This is a genomic window from Hymenobacter aerophilus DSM 13606, assembly GCF_000382225.1.
GTDB lineage: Bacteria > Bacteroidota > Bacteroidia > Cytophagales > Hymenobacteraceae > Hymenobacter > Hymenobacter aerophilus.
Window position 1 is genome coordinate 24,797 of record NZ_KB907804.1, and the last position, 20,600, is coordinate 45,396.

The window sequence follows — 20,600 nt, forward strand, 5'->3', positions numbered from 1 at the left end:
TTAGCAAGCCAGGCGGCGCACTACGCTACATCGGGTCTACGTCGGCGGCCAGGCGCACCTGCTTGAACTCCTTCTGGTCGCGCACTACGTCCATGGCGGCCATAATGTCGGCTTTGGCGGCTTTGAGGACGGTGTGCTCGCGGCTGAGCTTGATGGTGATTTCCTGCAGGTAGAAATTGCGGATGCGGAAGATGTAGGGCGCTTCGGGACCCAGCACGGCCTCGCGCCCCAACCGGTCCACCAGTTCCTGAGTCAGCAGTAGCGCCGCCCGCTCGCCCACCGCCACATCCACGTGCTTGACGGTGAGGCGGATAATGCGCATGAAGGGCGGGTAGCCGTGCTCCCGGCGCTGGGTAATCTCATACTCGTAGAACTCCAGATAATCGTTGCGCATCACCTTGTCGAAGATGACCTGCTCGGGGTCGGCGGTCTGGATAATCACGCGGCCCTTCTTGCCCTTGCGGCCCGCCCGCCCGCTCACCTGCACAAACATCTGGAAGGCCCGCTCGTGGGCCCGGAAGTCGGGGTAGTGGATGATGGAGTCGGCGTTGATGATGCCCACCAGGCTCACGTTGGCAAAGTCGAGGCCCTTGGTGACCATCTGGGTGCCCACCAGTACGTTGGTTTTCTGCTGCTCGAAGTCGCTGATAATCTGCTGATAGGCGTTTTTGGCGCGGGTCGTGTCGAGGTCCATGCGCTGTACCTGGGCGCCGGGCAGCATCACCTTTAGGTCGTCCTCAATCTTTTCGGTGCCGAAGCCTACCGTTTTCACGTTGCGCGAGCCACAGGCGGGGCATTGGGCCGGCATCCGGTCGTGGTGGCCGCAGTAGTGGCAGCGCAGCTCGTGGGCCTGTTTGTGGTAGCTGAGGCTCACGGCGCAGTTGGTGCATTTGGGTATCCAGCCGCAGTCGAGGCAGTTGATGAAGGGGGCGTAGCCGCGGCGGTTCTGGAACAGAATCACCTGCTCCTGCTGGGCCAGCTTGCTTTCCATTTCGGCCATCAGCTCGGGCGTGAAATGGTTGAGCATGGTTTTCTGCTCCCGACTCTTGCGTGTGTCCACGAGCACGATTTCGGGCAGGCCGGCCTCGCCGAACCGCTTGGTCAGGCTCACCAGCCCGTAGCGGCCGGCGCGGGCCTGATAATAGGTTTCTACGGCCGGCGTGGCCGAGCCGAGCAGGGTTTTGGAGCCCTGGAAGTGGGCCATCATCAGGGCCACCTCGCGGGCGTTGTAGCGCGGGGCGGGGTCGTACTGCTTGTAGCTGCTCTCGTGCTCCTCATCCACAATCGTGAGGGCGAGGTTATCGAAGGGCAGAAACACGGCCGAGCGCACGCCCACCACCACCTGAAACCGGCCCGCCAGTACCCCATTCCACACTTCCACCCGCTCGTTGTCGGAGAACTTGGAGTGGTACACGCCCAGCCGCGAGCCGAACACGCGCATGAGCCGGGTCACAATCTGGGCCGTGAGGGCAATTTCGGGCAGCAGGTACAGTACCTGCCCGCCGCCATCCAGCGCCTGCTTGATCAGGTCGATGTAGATTTCCGTTTTGCCCGCGCCCGTTACGCCGTGCAGCAGCACGATGTCCTTGGTCTGGAACTCGCGCATCACCGCGTCGCGGGCCTCGGTCTGGGCCTCAGTCAGCGTGAAGTGCATGTTGGCCTCGGCGTCGTCCTCATCCAGCGGAAAGCGCGACACAATCTGGTCGAACTGTTCCAGCACGCCGTTTTTGATGAGCGTATTGACGGCGGAGGGCGACAGGTGCGGAGCCGAAGTCAGGGCCGCTTTGTCCATGCCCCGGTGGTTGGCGTGCTCGTTCTGGTACACCGGCACGCGCTGCAGGTAGCGCATCACCACGTCGAGCTGCTTGGCCTTGCTGGCCAGCTGCCCGAACAGTTCCTCCAGGGCCGCCTCGGCTACGTAACGGTGCACCAGCCGCACTTTCTTCACCACTTTAGGCGCGTACTTGTCCTTGAGATGCTCGAACAGGAACACTACGTCCTTCTGCATCAACGACTTGATGTACTTGTGGAAGGACGCAATGCCCAGCACCTCGCCCACCTCGGTAAACGTCAGCGACTTGCCCTCTTCCTGGCCCGAACTCAGCGCGTCCACCACCTTCTGCTCCTGCTCGCCAAGCGGGTAGGGGTGGGTGTCGGGCTCGAAGGCCGGATGCAGCTGCACCCGGCTCTCGGAAGAGAGCTTGAGGGCGGAAGGCAGGGCCGCATTTATCACCTCGCCCAGCGTGCAGAGGTAGTACTCGGCAATCCAGGCAAACAGCTTCAGCTGGGGCTGCGTGACGACGGGCGCGTCATCAATAAACTCCAGAATATACTTGGCCTGGTAGGCAGCGGGGGGCATCTGGTGCACGGCCGCCACAATGCAGCTCAACGTCCGCTTGGCCCCAAACTGTACCAGCACCCGGCCCCCGATAACCACCTGGTCGTTCAGCTCGAACGGCACGCGGTAGGTGTAGAGGCGGGGCAGCGGCAGGGGCAGAATCACGTCGGCAAACAGCGTAACGCGGTCGGCCGCCGGCTCCGGCGCGGGCTGCACAAAATCAAACGAAAGACTCAACAGAAGGCAACAACAGAAAGACAAACCCCGGCCGGTGGACAGCGGCCCCCGACGGCGGTACAGTAAGTAAAGATACGGCACCCGCCGCCCCCGTGGAAGTGGCTAAGCTAAATTCCGGCTGCCGCTACCGCCGAGCTGAGGCTAACAAACAACCCTGGATGCCATTAGCTACTTCGTAGCCCCAAGCAGTGCTTTCCAGCCGTCAGCAGCCGGTCAGTGAGCTATAAATGGACATGAAGCAAAGCTTGGCGCTGGAGCAAACTCAAAAACAAAACCCAGCCGAGCGGGCTGGGTTTTGTTTTACTGGCCTTCCGGAGCTTCCGGGTTGGCTTTTTTAGCGGTTTTGGCAGCCGGCTTCGCTCGGGACTTGGCCGGTGGCTTCGTAGGAGCTGGTGGAGTATCCGCCGCCTCCTCAGGGGCCGTGGCGGCTGGCTTAGGCTTAGCCGCCGTTTTCTTGGCTGCTGGCTTAGGTTTAGCGGCTGCTTTCGGAGCCGGTTTAGCTTTCACAACCTTCTTAGGAGCTGCCGCCACCACTGGTTGCGGGACAGCTGTTTCGGTGAGTGCCTCGGCTGTCTGGGGCTCAGCTACAGACTCAGCAGCAGCGGCCTTCGGTTTGGCAGGCGCCCGCTTCTTAACCGGGACCTTAACCGGCTTCGGAGTTGGCTCGGGTTGGGTCGCCGCCGAAGCAGACGTTGCCGCCGCTGTTGCTGACTCCGCCACAGCCGCGGGCTCAACCGTCGGCGCTTTGGGTTTGGCGGCCTGCTTGCGGCGGGCTGGCTTCGCGGGAGCAGTTTCCGTAGCGGCTGGCTCTATAGCAGTTGGTCCGTCCGTGATTGGCGTATCCGGGCTGATTTCAGCCGCAGCCAAAGCAGGCGCGGCAACCGGTTCAGGGGCGGTCGGTTTTGGCGTTTTTGCACGCGCGGGCCGCTTTTTGGCAGTGGGCTTAGCTGCACTGGCCGCATTGTCGTCGGTAGCGGCAGGCGCGCTTGCTTCCGTTGCCGCTGGTGTTGCGTCAGTGGCCGGTGCTGGGGCGGGCGTTACTGATTCAACCGGGGCAAAAGTAGGCGTAACGGCTTCCGCTATCGATTCAGTTGCCGCGTCTACTGAGGGCGAAGCTTCAGGCTCAGTAGGAGCCGCGCTTTCCGCATCTACCGCGTACAGCGGCTGGCGGCCGGGCCGGCCACCGTAGCGCGGGGCCTGCTCGCGCTTGTTGCCGCGCCGGTTATTGCGGCTCCGACGGGTGGCCGGCGCGGGCTCGTCGGTATCAGGGGTAGCCTGTCCGGCTTCCGTATCGTCGGTGTCTTCAGTAGCCGCAACGGCTGCTTCGCTGGTTTCGGGCCGTGGGCGGGGCTGGCGCAATTCCGCTTCCGTTACATACACCACATCCGAGGCGGGCTCGTCGCTGGCCTCAGTGTCTTCAGCTCCTTCGGCTGGGGCGCTGGTGGTTGGTACGGGCTCATCGGGCAGGGGGGCGGGCGCGGTGGCTACGGCACTGTCTTCGGGCTGACCTTCCATTGCGGCCTGCTCAGCGGCCAGGCGGGCGTGCTTGCGCTTGGTGCGCTTGGCCCCGCCCCGCGAACGGCGCTTTTTGCGGCGGGCTGCTTCCTCTACGGTTTCGTCCGGGTTGGCTTCTTCGCTGTCGTCCGCCTCGTCTTCGTCAGTTTCGGCTTCGTCCGTCAGGTCAGTAGCGGTAGGGGAGTAGGCGTGGTCGTAGGCCGAATCGGCCGATACGGTGGTTTCGTCAGTATCAGTGTCCGCTTCTTCGGGCTCCGTTTCTTCGGCATCTTCTACCAGCAAACCAGCACCGGCCTGCAGCAGACTGGCCTGGGATGTAAGCCGGGTTTTGGCAAATACCGCCGCTCGGCTAACCTCCTTTTTGCCGTTTTCCGGCTTACCGGCTTCTTTCTTCGGCACTGATTCCGTAACGGCGGCCACTACCGGCGCTACGGCTACGGGTTGGGCTTCATCAATGGCGGCCTGATCATCAAACGAGCCGATGTCGATACGCTCTTCGCCATCGTCGTAATCCTCTTCCTCCACGGGCGCGGCCGATTTGGGCTCGGGCAGGTTGGCCAGCTCGCGCTCCACATGCAGCAGCTCCATGCGCACATCGGCCGTGCCGCTGAGCTTGCGCAGGCGTTCCAGGGTGCTTTCCAGGAAGGCGCGGTGCTCGGGCGCGGCCGGATGCAGCGGGCGGTGGCCCAGGTTCTGGCGGATGCCTTCCCACTCCTTCTTGAAGCGGCCAAAAGCAGCATCGAAATAGGTACGCGTAAACTTCTCCCACACGTAGTTCTCGGCCGATTCCGACAGATGCAGCATGTCGGTGGCATAGAAGCGGTAGTCGCGCAAATCGTCCAGCAGCAGCTCGTAGGCCGGGAAGTACGTTACGTCGGGCAGCAGCTCACTCAGGTAGTGGCAGGCCACGCGCAGCATCGCCTTGCTGGCCGAGTTCAGCACCAGCGTATCCTTGAGGTGCCGCACGGGGCTTACCGTGAGCACAAACCGCAGCTTGGGGTTGATGCGGCGCAGGTAGGCGTGGGTTTCGGCCACGGCTGCTATAATATCGTCAGCCGTCAGTAGTTCCTTATCGAACTGATCGGCCGGCACCTTGTGGCAGTTGCTGATCAGCTCGCCGGTTTCGTGCAGGCGGTAGGCGTAGGCCGAGCCCAGCGTGAGCACCACCACATCGGCCGTAGCCAGAAACACGCCCACCTCGCGGGTTAGCCGGTTGATGTGCTGCAACAGGTCCACCGGCGAGTCGGCCCCAATGCCGGCGTGCAGATCGTAGCTCTGCCAGCGGCCCCGGGCCTCCACTAAGTGCTGCTGCCAGTCCACATCCTCGCCGGCCGCCGCGCGCAGCAGCTTGCAGGCCGAGATGGGATTGAACACGGTGCCGAACGGATTGACCAGCGTCGCGACCTTGAACTCGGTCAGGCGCGCGCCGATGGAATCCGAAAAGCAGGACCCCAGCGTGAGTACCCGCGCCGAGGGCGGCAGCTGCTGGGAGAGGGGCGTAAGCGGAATTTCGGTACGAAACATTGGACTGGATACGGCCCCGGATGGGCCAGCGGGCGGCAGACAACTTTCCTGAACGGCCCGCGGCGGCCCAAACGGGCCGGCCAGCAGGGCGCATCCCTCGGAACGGGACGCGGCTCGGTTGCTGCTTTGAAGATGGGAGAGAAACGCCGCCGGCCACCCCAAAAAGGTAGCCGACTCGGCAGTTATACGAACAAAGGTCGTAATAAGTGCTGCAGTATACGGCGCCGCCGCCAAACAAAACGCCCGGCTGCCAAAGCAACCGGGCGTTTCGTGGGCCTCAAGGGTGTTTCAAGGGCAGCCTACTCGGCTACTACGTTGAAGCGAATCTTGTGCTTTACCTCGCGGTGCAGGTCGGCCGAAGCAGTGTACTCGCCAACCGACGTGGGGTCGGAGTCGAACGAGAGACGCTTGCGGTCTACCTCAATGCCTTTGGCCTTGAGGGCGTCGGACAGCTGCAGCGTGGTTACGCGGCCGAAAATCTTGCCGCTCTCACCCACCTTGGCGGGGATGTCGAGCACCATGTCGCCAATCTGGTCGGCCAGGCTCTGGGCGTCGCCCTTCACCTTGTCGGCCTTGTGGGCCGCCTGGCGCACGTTCTCGGCCACGATTTTCTTGTTGGTCTTGTCGGCCAGTACGGCCAGGCCCTGGGGCAGCAGGTAATTGCGGCCGTAGCCGGGCTTTACCGTCACGAGGTCGTTCTTGTAGCCGAGGCCCTTAACGTCGTCTTTCAGAAATACTTCCATGAGTTTGTTTAGTTGTTAGGTCTTAGGGATTAGGTCTTAGGTTGTGGCTCTACCCAGCTGGGTAATGCTGAATTCTAAGTTCTAAACCCTAAGCCCTAAGCCCTACCATCTATTTCAACGAGTCGGTTACGTAGGGCATCAGGGCCAGGTGGCGCGCCTTGGCAACGGCCTGGGCTACTTTACGCTGGAACTTGAGGCTGGTGCCGGTGATGCGACGGGGCAGAATGCGGCCCTGCTCGTTGACGAACTTCAGCAGGAAGTTCGGGTCTTTGTAGTCGACGTACTTGATGCCGGCCTTCTGGAAGCGGCAGTACTTCTTACGGGCGTCCTGCTTGTGCAGACGCTCGTTGGCGAGACTCATTTTACGTTGCTTAGCCAACTGCTTCGGACGTTTTAGGTTGGGGTTGATTCATTTCGCCTTTGCGACGACGGCCCGCGTACTCTACGGCGAACTTGTCGAGCACCGTGGTGAGGAAGCGGATAACGCGCTCATCGCGACGGAAAGCCAGCTCCAGTACATCGACGATGTTGCCTTCGCCGGTGAACTCCACGAGGAAATAATACCCGGTGTTTTTTTTCTCGATCGGGTACGCCAGCTTACGCAGGCCCCACTGTTCAAGGTTGATGATGTCGGCGCTATTTTCCTTAAGCACCTGCGAGAACTTCTCGACCGTCTCTTGCACTTGGCTCTCGTTCAGCACGGGAGTCAGAATGAAGACCGTCTCGTAATTTCTTACTGCCATTACGACGGGGTGGAATGTGATGTGAAAAAATAAATGAGGGGCAAAGGTAGCATTTTCTGCCACAACAACCGCCTGTCGGAAAGCATTTTGGAGTAAAAGTTTCAGGGCCCTATCTTTAGTTGCTCTCGCGCCCAACCTTCTCCTTATAGTAAGGTTGTTTTGCCGGTGAGTGGGACCGGCCGCCGAGGCTGTGGGCGGGTGGTTCGCTACTGCTGAGATTCACAAGATCTTAACGGGCAAAAGCGGGGCAGAACAGGCGTTTAGAATGATTCTAAGCTTCCGGCCAGGGGCGAAAATTAGCCCCTTCTGGTTTGTCGTCTGGCTTTCCCAAGCTACATTTGTGGCCTTGAAGCACCCCCGCGTTTCTTTTTTTTAGCTAATCTGTGCGATGGATAGCATCCGACTACGTTCCCTTCCCCGCCTCTTTCTCGCTCTGCTTCTGTTCTTTGTCAGCTTTGGTTTTGCCATGGCCCAGGGAGAGCAGCCAGCCGCCGGTGAGGTAGGTACTTCCAAAAACCCAAGCGAGGCCGGCGTAACGCCCGGTGGCGTAGCCGCCGCTGCCCCGGCCGCTGCCGCTGGCACCACCACCGGCGACCCCGCCGCCATTGCCGCCGGTGATGCGCTGTTCAAATCCAACTGCGCCCAGTGCCACGCCATCCACGATGTAGTGGTGGGGCCGGCGCTGGCGGGCGTCAGCAAGAAGCATTCCATGCCGTGGCTGATTTCCTGGATCAAGAACTCCAGCAAAATGGTGGCCAGCGGCGATGCTCAAGCTGTGAAAATCTTCAACGAGTACCAGAAGCAGCAAATGCCCAGCTTCCAGCTCTCGGATGCTGAAATCACCTCGATCATTGCTTACGTTGATGCTGAAACGGCTAAGCCCGCTGGTACTCCTACCGGGCTCACCGCCAATTCGGGCGACCAGGCGGCCGTAGACGGCACGGCTGGTGGCAGCGCCGACTCGGGCAGCGCCATGAATATCCTGCTGATTGTGCTGGTGGTGGTGCTGATTGTACTGGTGGTGACGCTGGTGATTATCGCCAACATCATGAAGGACGTGCTGCGCGGCCGCAAGGACCTCGACGGCCGCGACCGGGAGCAGATTGAGCAGCGCTTCGATTACAGCCGCATCTACAAGTCGACGGCCGTGCGCGGCATCGTGGGCACCGTGTTCGTGCTGGCCGTGCTCTACGAAACCATTCAGGGCGCCATGGGCGTGGGCCTGAGCCAGGGCTACCAGCCCACCCAGCCCATTGCCTTCTCGCACAAGCTGCACGCCGGCGAAAACCAGATCAACTGCGCCTACTGCCACACCTCGGTGTACAAAGGCAAATCAGCCAACATTCCGTCGCCTAACATCTGTATGAACTGCCACTCGCAGATCAAGACGGAGTCGCCGGAAATCAAGAAAATCTACCGCGCCATTGAGCGCAAGCAGCCCATCCAGTGGGTGCGGATTCACAACATTCCCGACCTGGCCTACTTCAACCACTCGCAGCACACCCAGGTGGCTGGCCTGGAGTGCCAGACCTGCCACGGTCCGATCGAGAATATGGAGGTAGTGTACCAGTATTCGGCCCTGACCATGGGCTGGTGCATCAACTGCCACCGCGAAACGCCGCTCAACACCAAGGGCAACGGCTACTACGACAACCTCGTGAAGCTGCACGATGCCAAGAACGGCGCCGTACCATTCACGGTATCGTCGAACGGCGGCACCGAGTGCTCGAAGTGCCACTACTAATTGGTTAACGGGGTTCTGACCGCCACCCGCCGTGCGCTGGTGCTGCCGGAGCCCCGCCCCCAGAATTACCTTCAAATAAGCCAAGCATTGCACTTGCGGACGACCCTGGTACCCATCCCAGTCCCTCAGTCCCCAAGACCCTAAGTCCCCAAAACAAATGCAAGAGTCGCCTAAGTACTGGAAGGGAATTGAGGAGCTGGAAAATTCGCCGGAGTTCGTAAAGAACGCCCTGACGGAGTTTGCTGACTTCCTGCCGGTGAAGGAAGCCCATGGTTCGACGGACGCCACGGTTGCCCCGCGCCGCGACTTTCTGAAGCTGATGGGCTTCGGACTGGCCGCCGCGACGCTGGCCAGCTGCGAGGCGCCCGTGCGCAAGGCTATTCCCTACCTCAACAAGCCCGAGGAAGTTGACCCCAGCATCGCCAACTTCTACGCCTCCACGTTCTTCAACGGCCAGGATTACAACGCCGTGCTGGTGAAGACCCGCGAAGGCCGGCCGATCAAGCTGGAGGGCAACCCCGAGTCGCCCGTTACCCGTGGTGGCCTGTCGGCCCGGGCTCAGGCCGCGGTGCTGAGCCTCTATGACAATGCCCGCCTGCAGTTCTTCACCAAGAAGGGCCAGCGCATTGCCACCGACCAGCTCGACCAGGAAGTGCGCGCTGCCCTGGCCGGCGCCGGCCGGGTGGCCATCGTGTCGCCGACCATCATCAGCCCCTCGACCAAGAAAGTCATCAACGAGTTTGCCGCCCGCTTCGGCGGTGCCGAGCACGTGATGTACGACGTGAATTCGAGTTCGGCGCTGCTGCGGGCCAACGGCGGCGTGCTGCCGGCCTACGATTTCAGCAAGGCCAGCGTCATTGTCAGCCTCGATGCCGACTTCCTGGGTACCTGGATTTCGCCCGTCGAGTTTGCCCGTCAGTACGTGGAGAACCGCAAGGTGTCGAGCCAGAAGCGCACGATGTCGAAGCACTACCAGTTCGAGACCAACCTCTCGCTGACCGGTTCCAACGCCGACGTGCGCGAGTCGTTGAAGCCCTCGGCCATGGGTGCCGCCGCTGCCGACCTCTACAACGCCGTAGTTGGTGGGGGAGGAGCTCCGGCCTCGAAGAAGCTGGCCGAAGCCGCCGCCGCGTTGCGCCAGGCCGGCTCGGGTGGTCTGGTGGTGTCGGGCATCAACGACCCCGGCATTCAGGCCCTGGTAGCCGCCATAAACACCAAGCTGGGTTCGGCGGCCGTTGATACGGCCAACCCCTCGTTCGTTCGCCAGGGCGACGACGCCCGCATGGCCCGTTTGATTAAGGACATCATCGGCGGCCAGGTTGGCGCCGTGATTTTCTACAACGCCAACCCCGTATACGACCACCCGATGGGGGCCGAGCTGGGTAAGGCCCTGGCCGCCGGCAAGGTGCGCACCAGCATCTCGCTTAACGACCGCCTCGACGAAACCGGCAAGCTCTGCCTGTACGCCGCGCCCGACCACCACTTCCTGGAGTCGTGGAACGACTACGAGCCCAAGCGTGGGTACCTGAGCCTGGCCCAGCCGGTGATTACGCCGCTGTTTGCCACCCGCCAGGCGCAGGATTCGCTCCTGACCTGGGCCGGTAACCCCAACACGTACTACAACTACCTGCGGCAGCAGTGGCAGGGCCTGCTGGGCGGTGCCAACTTCGCCAAAGCCTGGGACCAGGCCGTGCACGACGGCGTAGCCCGCGGCTCGGCCCTGCCAGCCCCGGCGGCCCAACTGGAAGCTCCGCTCGACGTGAACAGCGCCATGAGCGCGGCCCGCGCCAACAAGGGCGGCGGCATCGAGCTGGCCATTTACGAGAAAGTAGGCCTCGGCAACGGCGCCCAAGCCAACAACCCCTGGCTGCAGGAGCTGCCCGACCCGATTTCCAAGGCTACCTGGGGCAACTACATAACCATCACCCGCGCCTACGCGCTGGAGCAGAAGCTGGAGCAGGGCGACGTAGTGAAAGTGACGGCCAACGGCCACAGCGTTCAGCTCCCCGTGCTGATTCAGCCCGGTCAGGCGGCCGGTACCATTGGTATTGCCATCGGCTACGGCCGCGAGGCGGCCGGCAAGGTGGCCGACCAGATTGGCGCCAACGTGCTGCCGCTGGCCGTGATGCGCAACGGTGCCATCAGCTACACCACCCCGGTGCAGATTGAAGCCACCGGCACGCAGTCGCCCATTGCTCAGACCCAGACCCACCATACCATTATGGACCGGGAGGAGGTGGTGCAGGTGGCGTCGCTGAAGGAGTACCAGGAAGACCCCAAGAAAGTAACCGAGTACGTGAAGGTTTCCACCCCCGACGGGCTGGAGGCGCCGCAGAAAGTGTCGCTGTGGCAGGACTACGAGTACAAGAACCACCACTGGGGCATGGCCATCGACCTCAACTCGTGCATCGGCTGCGGCTCGTGCGTGATTGGTTGTCAGGCCGAGAACAACGTGGCCGTAGTAGGCAAGCAGGAGGTAATCAACCGCCGCGAGATGCACTGGATGCGCATCGACCGCTACTACAGCTCCGACACGACCAAGAACGACTTCGAAAGCAAGGGTAAGCTTGACACCTACGCGGCCATGGAAGACCCTTCGGAGAACCCGTCGGTCGTGTTCCAGCCCCTCATGTGCCAGCACTGCAACCACGCCCCCTGCGAAACGGTTTGCCCGGTACTGGCCACTACCCACAGCTCGGAAGGTCTCAACCAGATGACCTACAACCGTTGTGTAGGTACCCGCTACTGCGCCAACAACTGCCCCTACAAGGTGCGTCGCTTCAACTGGTTCTCGTACTACTCCAACGAGAAGTTCGAGGCTGTAAACGGCCACATGTTCACCGACCTGGGCCGCATGGTACTCAACCCCGATGTAACCGTTCGGGCCCGCGGCGTGATGGAGAAATGCTCGCTCTGCGTGCAGCGGATTCAGCTCGGCAAACTGGAGGCCAAGAAGGAGAAGCGTCGTCCGAAGGATGGCGAAATCGTTTCGGCCTGCGCTCAATCGTGCCCCACTCAAGCCATTGTGTTCGGCGACATGCGCGACCCCGAGTCGCGCCTCTCGCAGCTGTTGCGCCGCGAAGATGGCGAGCGGGCCTTCCACGCCCTGAGCTCCATCAACGTGCAGCCCAACATCACGTACCTGACCAAGATCCGCAACACGGACCAACTTGATTTTAACGTTTAATCTCGGCGCTTAGCTTGTTGGGGATTTAGGGAGTTGGTTTTCAGCGCCAGTTCGCCCGCCACGAAGCCAAGTCCCCGAATTCCTGAAGCCCCAACAACCAAATTCAACCACTATGCAGCACGTATCACCTGTACGGGAGCCGCTCGTTACCGGGGGGAAAACGTACCACGACGTTACCCAGGACGTGTGCCGCCAGGTAGAAGCCGCCCCGAATATTCGGTGGATGGCCGCCCTGAGCGTCGCCCTTCTGCTCCTTGGCGTCTTCTTCTACTCCGTTTACCGCACACTGTGGTACGGCATCGGCGAATGGGGCCTGAACAAAACCATTGGCTGGGCCTGGGACATCACCAACTTCGTGTGGTGGGTAGGTATCGGCCACGCCGGTACCCTGATTTCGGCCGTACTACTGCTGTTCCGTCAGAAGTGGCGGACCTCCATCAACCGCGCTGCCGAGGCCATGACCATCTTCGCCGTAATCTGCGCGGCTATGTTCCCGGTACTGCACATGGGCCGTCCGTGGCTGGCTTACTGGGTGTTCCCGCTGCAGAATACGTTCGGCTCGCTGTGGGTGAACTTCAACTCGCCCCTGCTCTGGGACGTGTTTGCCATCTCGACTTACTTCACCGTGTCGCTGGTGTTCTGGTACACGGGTCTGGTGCCCGACTTCGCCACCATCCGCGACCGGGCCAAGGGTCCGATTGCCAAGGTAGCCTACTCGCTGCTGAGCATGGGCTGGAAAGGCTCGGCCAAGCACTGGAGCCGCTACGAAACGGTCTCGCTCATTCTGGCCGGTGTTTCGACCCCACTGGTACTCTCGGTACACACCATCGTATCGATGGACTTTGCTACCTCGGTGGTACCGGGCTGGCACACCACCATCTTCCCGCCCTACTTCGTGGCCGGCGCTATCTTCTCGGGCTTCGCGATGGTACTGACGCTGATGCTCATTACCCGGGTCGTGTTCAAGCTGGAAGACTACATCACCATTGAGCACATCGCCCTCATGAACAAAATCATGATGGTAACCGGCTCGATTGTGGGCGTGGCGTACATCACCGAGTTCTTCATTGCCTGGTACTCGCAGGTGGAGTACGAGTCGTACGCCTTCATCAACCGCGCTACCGGTCCTTACTGGTGGGCTTACGCGGCCATGATGACCTGCAACGTGATTACGCCCCAGCTGGTGTGGTTCCGCAAGGTGCGCTACAGCATCCCGCTCACGTTCATCCTCTCGATTATCGTGAACATCGGTATGTGGTTCGAGCGTTTCGTAATTATCGTGACCTCGCTGCACCGCGACTACCTGCCCTCCTCGTGGGCTATGTTCTCGCCGACCATTATCGACATCGGCATCTATGTGGGTACGATTGGCCTGTTCTTCACGCTGTTCCTGCTGTTTGCCAAGTTCTTCCCGGTAATCAACATGGCCGAAGTGAAGTCGGTGCTCAAGTACACGGTCGACAATGGCCCGACCTACACCGGCCACGACCCGCACCACGCCCCTCAACCCGTTACCACCCACGGTGTGCCTGCCTCGGCCCCAGTAAACTACGATAAGCATGACTAAGCGCTTCGCCCTCGGTATTTTCGAAGACGAGGACGTGCTGCTGCACGCCGTGGAAAACGTCCGGGAAGCCGGCGTTAAAATCTACGAAGTCTTCTCCCCGTTTCCCATTCACGGCATCGACGACGCACTGGGCATCGAACGCTCGCGCCTGCCTATTGCCGCGTTCTTCTTCGGCCTCACTGGCCTGGCTTTCGCCCTGTGGCTGCAGATTTACACGCTGGGTTTCGACTGGCCGATGATTATCGGTGGTAAGCCCCACATTGCGCTGCCAGCTTTCATTCCCGTGGCTTTCGAGCTGACCGTGCTCTTCTGCTGCCACGGCATGGTGATTACCTTCTATACCATCAGCAACCTTTACCCGCGCTGGAAAACGCCGGTGCTGGATGTGCGCTCGACCGACGACAAGTTCGTGATGGCGATTGAGGTAAATGAGAACACCGATATGAACAAGCTCACGCAGATTCTGCGCGAGAACGGCGCATCAGAGGTCAACCAAAAAGAAATGTCCAAGTTCTAATGATGCACTCGCTGAAAATATCGCTACAGGCGTCGGCGGTGCTGCTAGCTGCGGCGCTGATGACGGGCTGTAATGAGGCCAACGACCCGGGCCTGGAATACGCCCCGGAGATGTACACCTCCATTCCGTACGAGCCGCTGAGCCAGGTTGGTGCCAACCACATCAACCCGATGGGCATCAACGAGCGCACGCCGGCCGTGGGCACCGTCCCACGCGGCAAGCTGGCCTACTACACGCACATCGGCAAAGACGATGTGGAGACGGCCGCTAAAGTCCTGACTAATCCTTACGGTTACTCCAAAACGCATCTGGAGGAAGGCAAAGTGCTATACACCCGCAACTGCCAGCACTGCCACGGTGAGCAGGGCGACGGGCAGGGTCCGGTGGGCATTAAGTTCAAGGGCGTGCCCAACTACTCGGCGGGTTCCTACAAAACCATGAACGATGGCCACATCTACCACGTCATTCAGTGGGGTAAAGGCCGCATGATGCCGCATGGCTCGCAGGTAAACCCCGAAGAGCGCTGGAAGATTGCCATGTATGTTCGGGCCCTGCAGCTGGGCAAAGGCCCCGATGGACTGGCCGATATGGTGAAGGAAGGCAGCCCAATGGCCAACGTGCCCACGGCTGACTCGACCATGACCTCGGGCCAGATGAAAAAGAACCCTACCAAGGCTGGTTCAAACGAAATGTCGAAGAACCCCGGCGCGGGTGATCCGGCGCGCAACGGCGAAGCTATTTAACCCCTTTCTTCTATGGCAACTCTGACGCATCAGGAAAACCTAACGGCGGAATACCTGGAAGTAACTCCGGGGGCCCGTAAGAACTTTATGTTCATCATCATTGCCGGCGTAGCCGTGCTGGTGCTGGGCGTTATTCTCTCGCTGCTCGGCATCGGGAGCCATCACGAGGCCGCCGAAGGAGCTGCCGCTGCGCACGGAGCCGCCCATGGCGGGGCCGAGCACCACGGCAGCGCGCCCTGGCTCAAGCGCATCATCGTGAGCTTGTGGCATAACAACGTGTTCTTCACGGGCGTGTCGGCCATCGGCACCGTGTTTATGGCCATTCAGTACGTGGCCTACGCCGGCTGGTCGGTGGTCGTGAAGCGCATCAACGAGGCGCTGAGTGCCTGGCTGGTACCGGGCTTGGTGATTATGCTGGTCGTGTTCGGCCTCAACTACATCAACCACGACCTGTTCCACTGGACCACCCCCGGTATCATGGAAAAGGGCAATGCCAATTACGACGCCATCATTGCTGGCAAGCAGGGCTTCCTGAACCCCATCTTCTATGTGATTCGGATGGTGCTGTTCCTGGGCCTGTGGATTTTCTTCACCAAGCGCCTACGCGACCTATCGCTGGCCGAAGACCAGATTGGTGGCACCTCGTTTTTCCACAAGAGCATCAACGTGTCGGCCGCCTTCCTGGTAGTGTACGCCGTTAGCTCCTCGATTGCTGCCTGGGACTGGGTGATGTCGGTTGACACCCACTGGTTCTCGACCATGTTCGGCTGGTACGTATTCGCCTCGTGGTGGGTATCGGGCATTGCGGCCGTTACACTGTGCGCCATTATCCTCAAGCAGGCTGGCTACCTGCCGCTGCTCAAGCCCGACCACCTGCACGACCTGGGTAAGTTCATTTTCGGCTTCAGCATCTTCTGGACCTACGTGTGGTTCTCGCAGTTCATGCTCATCTGGTACGCCAACCTCCCCGAGGAAGCTGTGTACTTCAACCAGCGTCTGGGTGGCTTCAACGGCCAGTATACTTGGATCTTCTACGCCAACCTAGTAATCAACTTCGCCTTCCCCTTCCTGGTGCTGATGACGCGCGATGCCAAGCGGCAGATGATCATGCTTAAAATCGTGTGTATCGCCATTCTGGTAGGCCACTGGACCGACTTTTATTTGATGTTCATGCCCGGAACGATGAAGGCCGATAACGGGTTTATTATCGAGATTGGTATTGCGCTGATTTTCCTCGGCAGCTTCCTCATTCTGATGACCAAGCGCCTGGCCCAGGCTTCGCTTACTCCGGTGCACCACCCGTTCCTCGACGAAAGCGTTCATCACACCACCTAATCCTGAAGAAGCTAGGAGCTGGAAGCTGCAAGACTGGAGTTGTGCTGACTGGCTGGCTTCGCTCTTCGATATTCCGTCTCCTAGCTCCTAGCTTCTAATTCCTTTGCCAAATGACTACTCTGAGCATTATTCTGGTTCTGGCGCTGTTGCTGGTCGTATTCGGCCTGTTGTTTCGCCTCCAGATTCTGACTTCCATCTTCTCGGGCAGCTCCAAGCGGGATGTAGGCGTCAGCAACCGCGTTAACGCCATTCTGTTCCTGGTTTTCCTCATAGTAGGCGGGGCCTGGTTTGCCTGGTCGTTCGTGGAGAACTTCGACAAGATGAACCCGCCGATTGCTTCGGTGCACGGTCTGGCTACCGACAAGATGTTCTGGGGCTCGATGACCATTCTGGGTGTGGCCTTCGTGCTGACTCAGGTGCTGCTGTTCTGGTACTCTTACCGCTACCAGCACAACGATAACCGCCGGGCCTTCTTCTTCCCGCACAACAACAAAATCGAGATTATCTGGACCCTGATTCCGGCCATCGTAATGGCAGCCCTGGTGTTTGCCGGCTGGAAGGAGTGGACCCGCATTACCGGCCCGGCCCCCAAAGACGCCGTAGTGCTGGAGATTATGGGCAAGCAGTTCAACTGGATGGTGCGCTACCCCGGTCGCGACCAGAAGCTGGGCATGGTAAATTACCGCCTGATTGACGCCACGAACGAGTTTGGCTTCGACCTGAGCGACCAGAACGGCATCGATGACTTCACGGCCGGCGAAATCCACGTTCCCAAGGGCCACCCCGTGCTGCTGCGCATTCGCTCGCGCGATGTGCTGCACTCGGTGTACATGCCGCACTTCCGGGTGCAGATGTATGCCGTACCGGGCATGCCCACCAAGTTCTGGTTCACGCCCACCAAAACGACCGACGAAATGCGTGCCCAGACGGGCAACCCCGCATTCAATTACGAACTGGCCTGCAACCAGATTTGCGGCCGTGGTCACTTCGCCATGAAGATGAACATCATCGTGGATGAGCCCGACGACTACGTAGCCTGGTTCGCCAAGCAGGAGTCGTTCTCGTCGCAAAACCCCGAGGTGTTGGCCAGCTTCAAACAGAAGTCGAACAAACTGGTTGAACAAGCACCGGTTGCTCCGGAAGCCGCTGCGGTAGCAACGACTCCTACGGCTGCCAAGGCTTCGCTTTAAACATTCTTACTGCACGATTTACCTATGGCAGCTAACTTTCCCATGCAAGAGCAGGTGCAGGGTGGCATCGGGGCAACCGAACCGGGCCACGACCACGCGCACCACGATGAGCACCACGAGCAGAGTTTTCTGCAGAAGTACGTGTTCAGCACCGACCATAAAATGATTGCCAAGCAGTTCCTGATTACAGGTATCTTCTGGGCCATCGTGGGCGGCACGCTTTCCAGCCTCTTCCGCCTGCAGTTGGGCTGGCCCGAGGCTACCCTGGAGTGGCTCAAGCCATTTCTGGGCAAATGGATTGAGGCCGGCAAACTGAACCCGGAGTTCTATCTGGCCCTCGTAACGATGCACGGTACCATCATGGTATTCTTCGTGCTGACGGCCGGCCTGTCGGGTACGTTCTCCAACTTCCTGATTCCGCTGCAGATTGGCGCCCGCGATATGGCTTCGGGCTTCATGAACATGCTATCGTACTGGTTCTTCTTTGTATCCAGTGTGATTATGTTCGCCTCGCTGTTCATTGAAACCGGACCCGCAGCGGCCGGCTGGACAATTTATCCGCCGCTCTCGGCCCTTCCGCAAGCCATTCCGGGCTCGGGCGCGGGTCAGACGCTCTGGCTGGTTTCGCTGGCGCTGTTCATCGTGTCGCAGCTGCTGGGTGGTGTAAACTACATCACCACCGTTATCAACCTGCGTACCCAGGGCATGAGCATGAGCAAGCTCCCGCTCACCATCTGGGCCTTCTTCCTAACGGCTGTGCTGGGTCTGCTTTCGTTCCCGGTACTGTTCTCGGCTGCCTTGCTGCTGATCTTCGACCGCTCGTTCGGCACGTCGTTCTTCCTGTCCGATATTTACATTGCCGGTCAGGCACTGCCTAACACCGGTGGTTCGCCCATCCTGTTCCAGCACCTGTTCTGGTTCCTGGGTCACCCCGAGGTGTACATCGTGATTCTACCCGCTATGGGTATGGTGTCGGAAATTCTGGCTACCAACTCCCGTAAGCCCATCTTCGGCTACCGCGCCATGATTGGCTCGCTGCTCGGCATTTCGCTCCTGTCGTTCGTTGTGTGGGCTCACCACATGTTCGTAACCGGCATGAACCCCTTCCTCGGTTCGGTGTTCATGTTCCTGACGCTGATTATCGCCGTGCCTTCGGCGGTAAAAGTGTTCAACTGGCTGGCTACCATCTGGCGCGGCAACCTCCGCTTCACCACCGCCATGTTGTTCTCCATTGGCTTCGTGTCGCTGTTCATTGCCGGTGGTCTGACGGGTATTGTGCTCGGTAACGCGGCCCTTGACATTCAACTGCACAACACCTACTTCGTGGTAGCTCACTTCCACTTGGTAATGGGTTCGTCGGCCTTCTTTGGCCTGTGGGCCGGGGTCTACCACTGGTTCCCCAAGATGTTCGGCCGCATGATGGACGAAAAGCTGGGCTACCTGCACTTCTGGCTGACGTTCATCGGGGTGTACCTCGTGTTCCTGCCGATGCACTACGTAGGTATTGCCGGTTTCCCCCGCCGTTACTACGCCTGGACTGGCTTCGACACCTTCAGCCAGTTTGCCGACCTGAACAAGTTCATCTCGGTAGCCGCCATTGTGGCCTTCCTTGGTCAGTTCATCTTCATCTTCAACTTCTTCTGGAGCATCTGGCGCGGCCGTCGGGCTACCGAGAACCCTTGGAACTCGAACACGCTGGAGTGGACTACGCCCGTGGTTCCCGGCCACGGCAACTGGCCCGGCGATATTCCCGCCGTACACCGCTGGCCCTACGACTACAGCAAGCCCGGTGCCGAGCAGGACTTCATCCCGCAGACCGTACCATTCTCGCAGACGCAGTCGTCGAACCTGCCTTACGAGAAGGAAATGGAGTAGTCGCCCTCCGGCGCAAGCATTTCAAAACAGGCCGCCGTACCAACGGCGGCCTGTTTTTTTGTGGCTGGTCGGGGAAGCAATCGGCTGCTGAAATGGTTGTATAGAGGAGTATGGAAAGTAGCAGAAGCGCATCAGGTTGGTGAGCTTTGCCGGCGCCGTACCTTGCGTTTTTCATAGGGAAGCTGCCAGCCCAAGGCTGCCAGCAAACAGCTTAAGAAATGGCAATTCCTGCTTTTGTCCGCCGCTTTCGGTTCGTTGGCATTCTCACGGTGGCGGCCGTGTACGTTCTGTTTCTGGTAGGCGGCATTGTACGCAGCACCGGCTCGGGCATGGGCTGCCCCGACTGGCCCAAGTGCTTTGGCACCTGGGTACCGCCCACCCACGTCAGCCAGCTGCCCGCCGATTACAAGGAGATCTACACGGCCCAGCGGGTAGCCAAGAACAAGAAGCTGGCGGCCCGGCTCGAAGGTCTGGGTTTCCACCAGGTGGCGGGCGATATTTTCGCCCATCCTTCGCAGTACATCGAAACCGATTTCAACCCGGTGAAAACCTGGATCGAGTACGTTAACCGCCTGGTGGGCGTGCTGATTGGGCTGTTTGTGTTTGCCACCGTGCTGTTTGCACTGCCGTACTGGCGGCGCGACCGACCAGTGTTTTGGTTAGCGCTGGCCTCGTTTCTGCTCACGGGCGTGCAGGGCTGGCTGGGTTCGTTGGTGGTGTCAACCAACCTGCTGCCCATCATGGTAACGGTGCACATGGGCCTGGCCCTCGTGATTGTGGGGTTGCTGCTGTACGCCGTTATCCGGTCGCAGCGGGCGGCGGGCATAGCCGAGGAGCAACTGCCGCTGTTGCCGGGCCTGAAAACGGCGCTGGCGGTGGCCGTGCTCTTTACCTTCGGCCAGATTGTGCTGGGCACCCAGGTGCGTGAGGAAGTGGATCTGCTGGCCTCCGCCAGCCACTACCTGGGCCGAGCCGGCTGGATTGACCAGCTGGGCCTCAACTTCAAGGTGCACCGCTCGTTTTCCCTGCTGATTCTGCTGCTGAACGGCTATCTGGCCTACCGCCTCTACACGCTGCCTTCGCGGGGGCTACACCGACTGGCTACGGCTATTCTGGTGCTGATTGGCGCCGAAATCGTGGCGGGCATCACGCTGGCCTACTTTGCCTTCCCGGCCTTCGCCCAGCCCATCCACCTGACGCTGGCTACCGTGCTCTTCGGAGCCCAGTTTCAGGCCCTGGTAGCCTACAACCGGGCCACGAAGATGCAGCCGCAGGGGGCTACTCCGGCCGTTGTTGCGTAACTTTGCAGCCCCGTTGGGCAGCGGCTTGGTGCCGCATACTT

Annotated in this window: 14 protein-coding genes; 9 read left to right on the top strand and 5 right to left on the bottom strand. The window is 60.3% G+C overall.

Going from position 1 to position 20,600, the window contains the following annotated elements:
- Positions 1-25: 25 nt before the first annotated feature.
- From priA to rpsF, 5 genes are all read right to left on the bottom strand, one after another.
- Entirely contained in the window at positions 26-2,575 is a 2,550-nt protein-coding gene (gene priA, locus H145_RS0104965) for a replication restart helicase PriA (protein ID WP_019947033.1), read from the bottom strand.
- A 300-nt stretch (positions 2,576-2,875) separates the two neighbouring features.
- Entirely contained in the window at positions 2,876-5,614 is a 2,739-nt protein-coding gene (locus tag H145_RS22565; protein WP_019947034.1) for a GSCFA domain-containing protein, read from the bottom strand.
- A 299-nt stretch (positions 5,615-5,913) separates the two neighbouring features.
- Positions 5,914-6,357 carry a 50S ribosomal protein L9 gene (gene rplI / locus H145_RS0104975; RefSeq protein ID WP_019947035.1) on the bottom strand — a complete coding sequence of 148 codons (444 nt, stop codon included), beginning with the start codon at positions 6,355-6,357 and terminating at the stop codon, positions 5,914-5,916.
- A gap of 109 nt (positions 6,358-6,466) precedes the next feature.
- The gene (gene rpsR, locus H145_RS0104980; protein ID WP_019947036.1) at positions 6,467-6,718 is read right to left on the bottom strand and encodes a 30S ribosomal protein S18; all 252 of its coding nucleotides are present in this window, start codon (positions 6,716-6,718) and stop codon (positions 6,467-6,469) included.
- Positions 6,719-6,728: 10 nt separating this feature from the next.
- Entirely contained in the window at positions 6,729-7,100 is a 372-nt protein-coding gene (gene rpsF / locus H145_RS0104985) for a 30S ribosomal protein S6 (RefSeq protein ID WP_019947037.1), read from the bottom strand.
- Between the two features lie 466 nt (positions 7,101-7,566).
- Between rpsF and H145_RS0104990 the strand changes: the two genes are divergently transcribed.
- From H145_RS0104990 to H145_RS0105030, 9 genes are all read left to right on the top strand, one after another.
- A complete protein-coding gene (locus H145_RS0104990) occupies positions 7,567-8,844 on the top strand; it encodes a cytochrome c3 family protein (RefSeq protein ID WP_019947038.1) in 1,278 nt (425 codons plus the stop codon).
- A 157-nt stretch (positions 8,845-9,001) separates the two neighbouring features.
- Positions 9,002-12,031 (top strand): TAT-variant-translocated molybdopterin oxidoreductase, encoded by a 3,030-nt coding sequence (locus H145_RS0104995; protein ID WP_019947039.1) that lies wholly within the window; start codon positions 9,002-9,004, stop codon positions 12,029-12,031.
- Between the two features lie 112 nt (positions 12,032-12,143).
- On the top strand, positions 12,144-13,598 hold the full coding sequence (gene nrfD / locus H145_RS20045) for an NrfD/PsrC family molybdoenzyme membrane anchor subunit (RefSeq protein ID WP_083937685.1): 1,455 nt from the start codon (positions 12,144-12,146) through the stop codon (positions 13,596-13,598).
- Positions 13,591-14,115 carry a DUF3341 domain-containing protein gene (locus H145_RS0105005; protein WP_019947041.1) on the top strand — a complete coding sequence of 175 codons (525 nt, stop codon included), beginning with the start codon at positions 13,591-13,593 and terminating at the stop codon, positions 14,113-14,115. The genes nrfD and H145_RS0105005 overlap by 8 nt, the downstream gene beginning before the upstream one ends.
- 59 nt (positions 14,116-14,174) lie before the next feature.
- Positions 14,175-14,858 carry a c-type cytochrome gene (locus tag H145_RS20050; protein WP_316929465.1) on the top strand — a complete coding sequence of 228 codons (684 nt, stop codon included), beginning with the start codon at positions 14,175-14,177 and terminating at the stop codon, positions 14,856-14,858.
- 12 nt (positions 14,859-14,870) lie between these two features.
- Entirely contained in the window at positions 14,871-16,193 is a 1,323-nt protein-coding gene (locus tag H145_RS0105015; RefSeq protein WP_026351263.1) for a hypothetical protein, read from the top strand.
- Positions 16,194-16,303: 110 nt separating this feature from the next.
- Positions 16,304-17,383, top strand: a complete 1,080-nt coding sequence (locus tag H145_RS0105020; protein ID WP_019947044.1) for a cytochrome c oxidase subunit II — start codon at positions 16,304-16,306, stop codon at positions 17,381-17,383.
- Between the two features lie 42 nt (positions 17,384-17,425).
- Complete coding sequence (locus H145_RS0105025; protein ID WP_019947045.1) at positions 17,426-19,258, top strand: cytochrome c oxidase subunit I; 1,833 nt, start codon at positions 17,426-17,428, stop codon at positions 19,256-19,258.
- A gap of 218 nt (positions 19,259-19,476) precedes the next feature.
- Positions 19,477-20,559, top strand: a complete 1,083-nt coding sequence (locus H145_RS0105030; RefSeq protein ID WP_019947046.1) for a COX15/CtaA family protein — start codon at positions 19,477-19,479, stop codon at positions 20,557-20,559.
- The last annotated feature ends 41 nt before the right edge of the window (positions 20,560-20,600 follow it).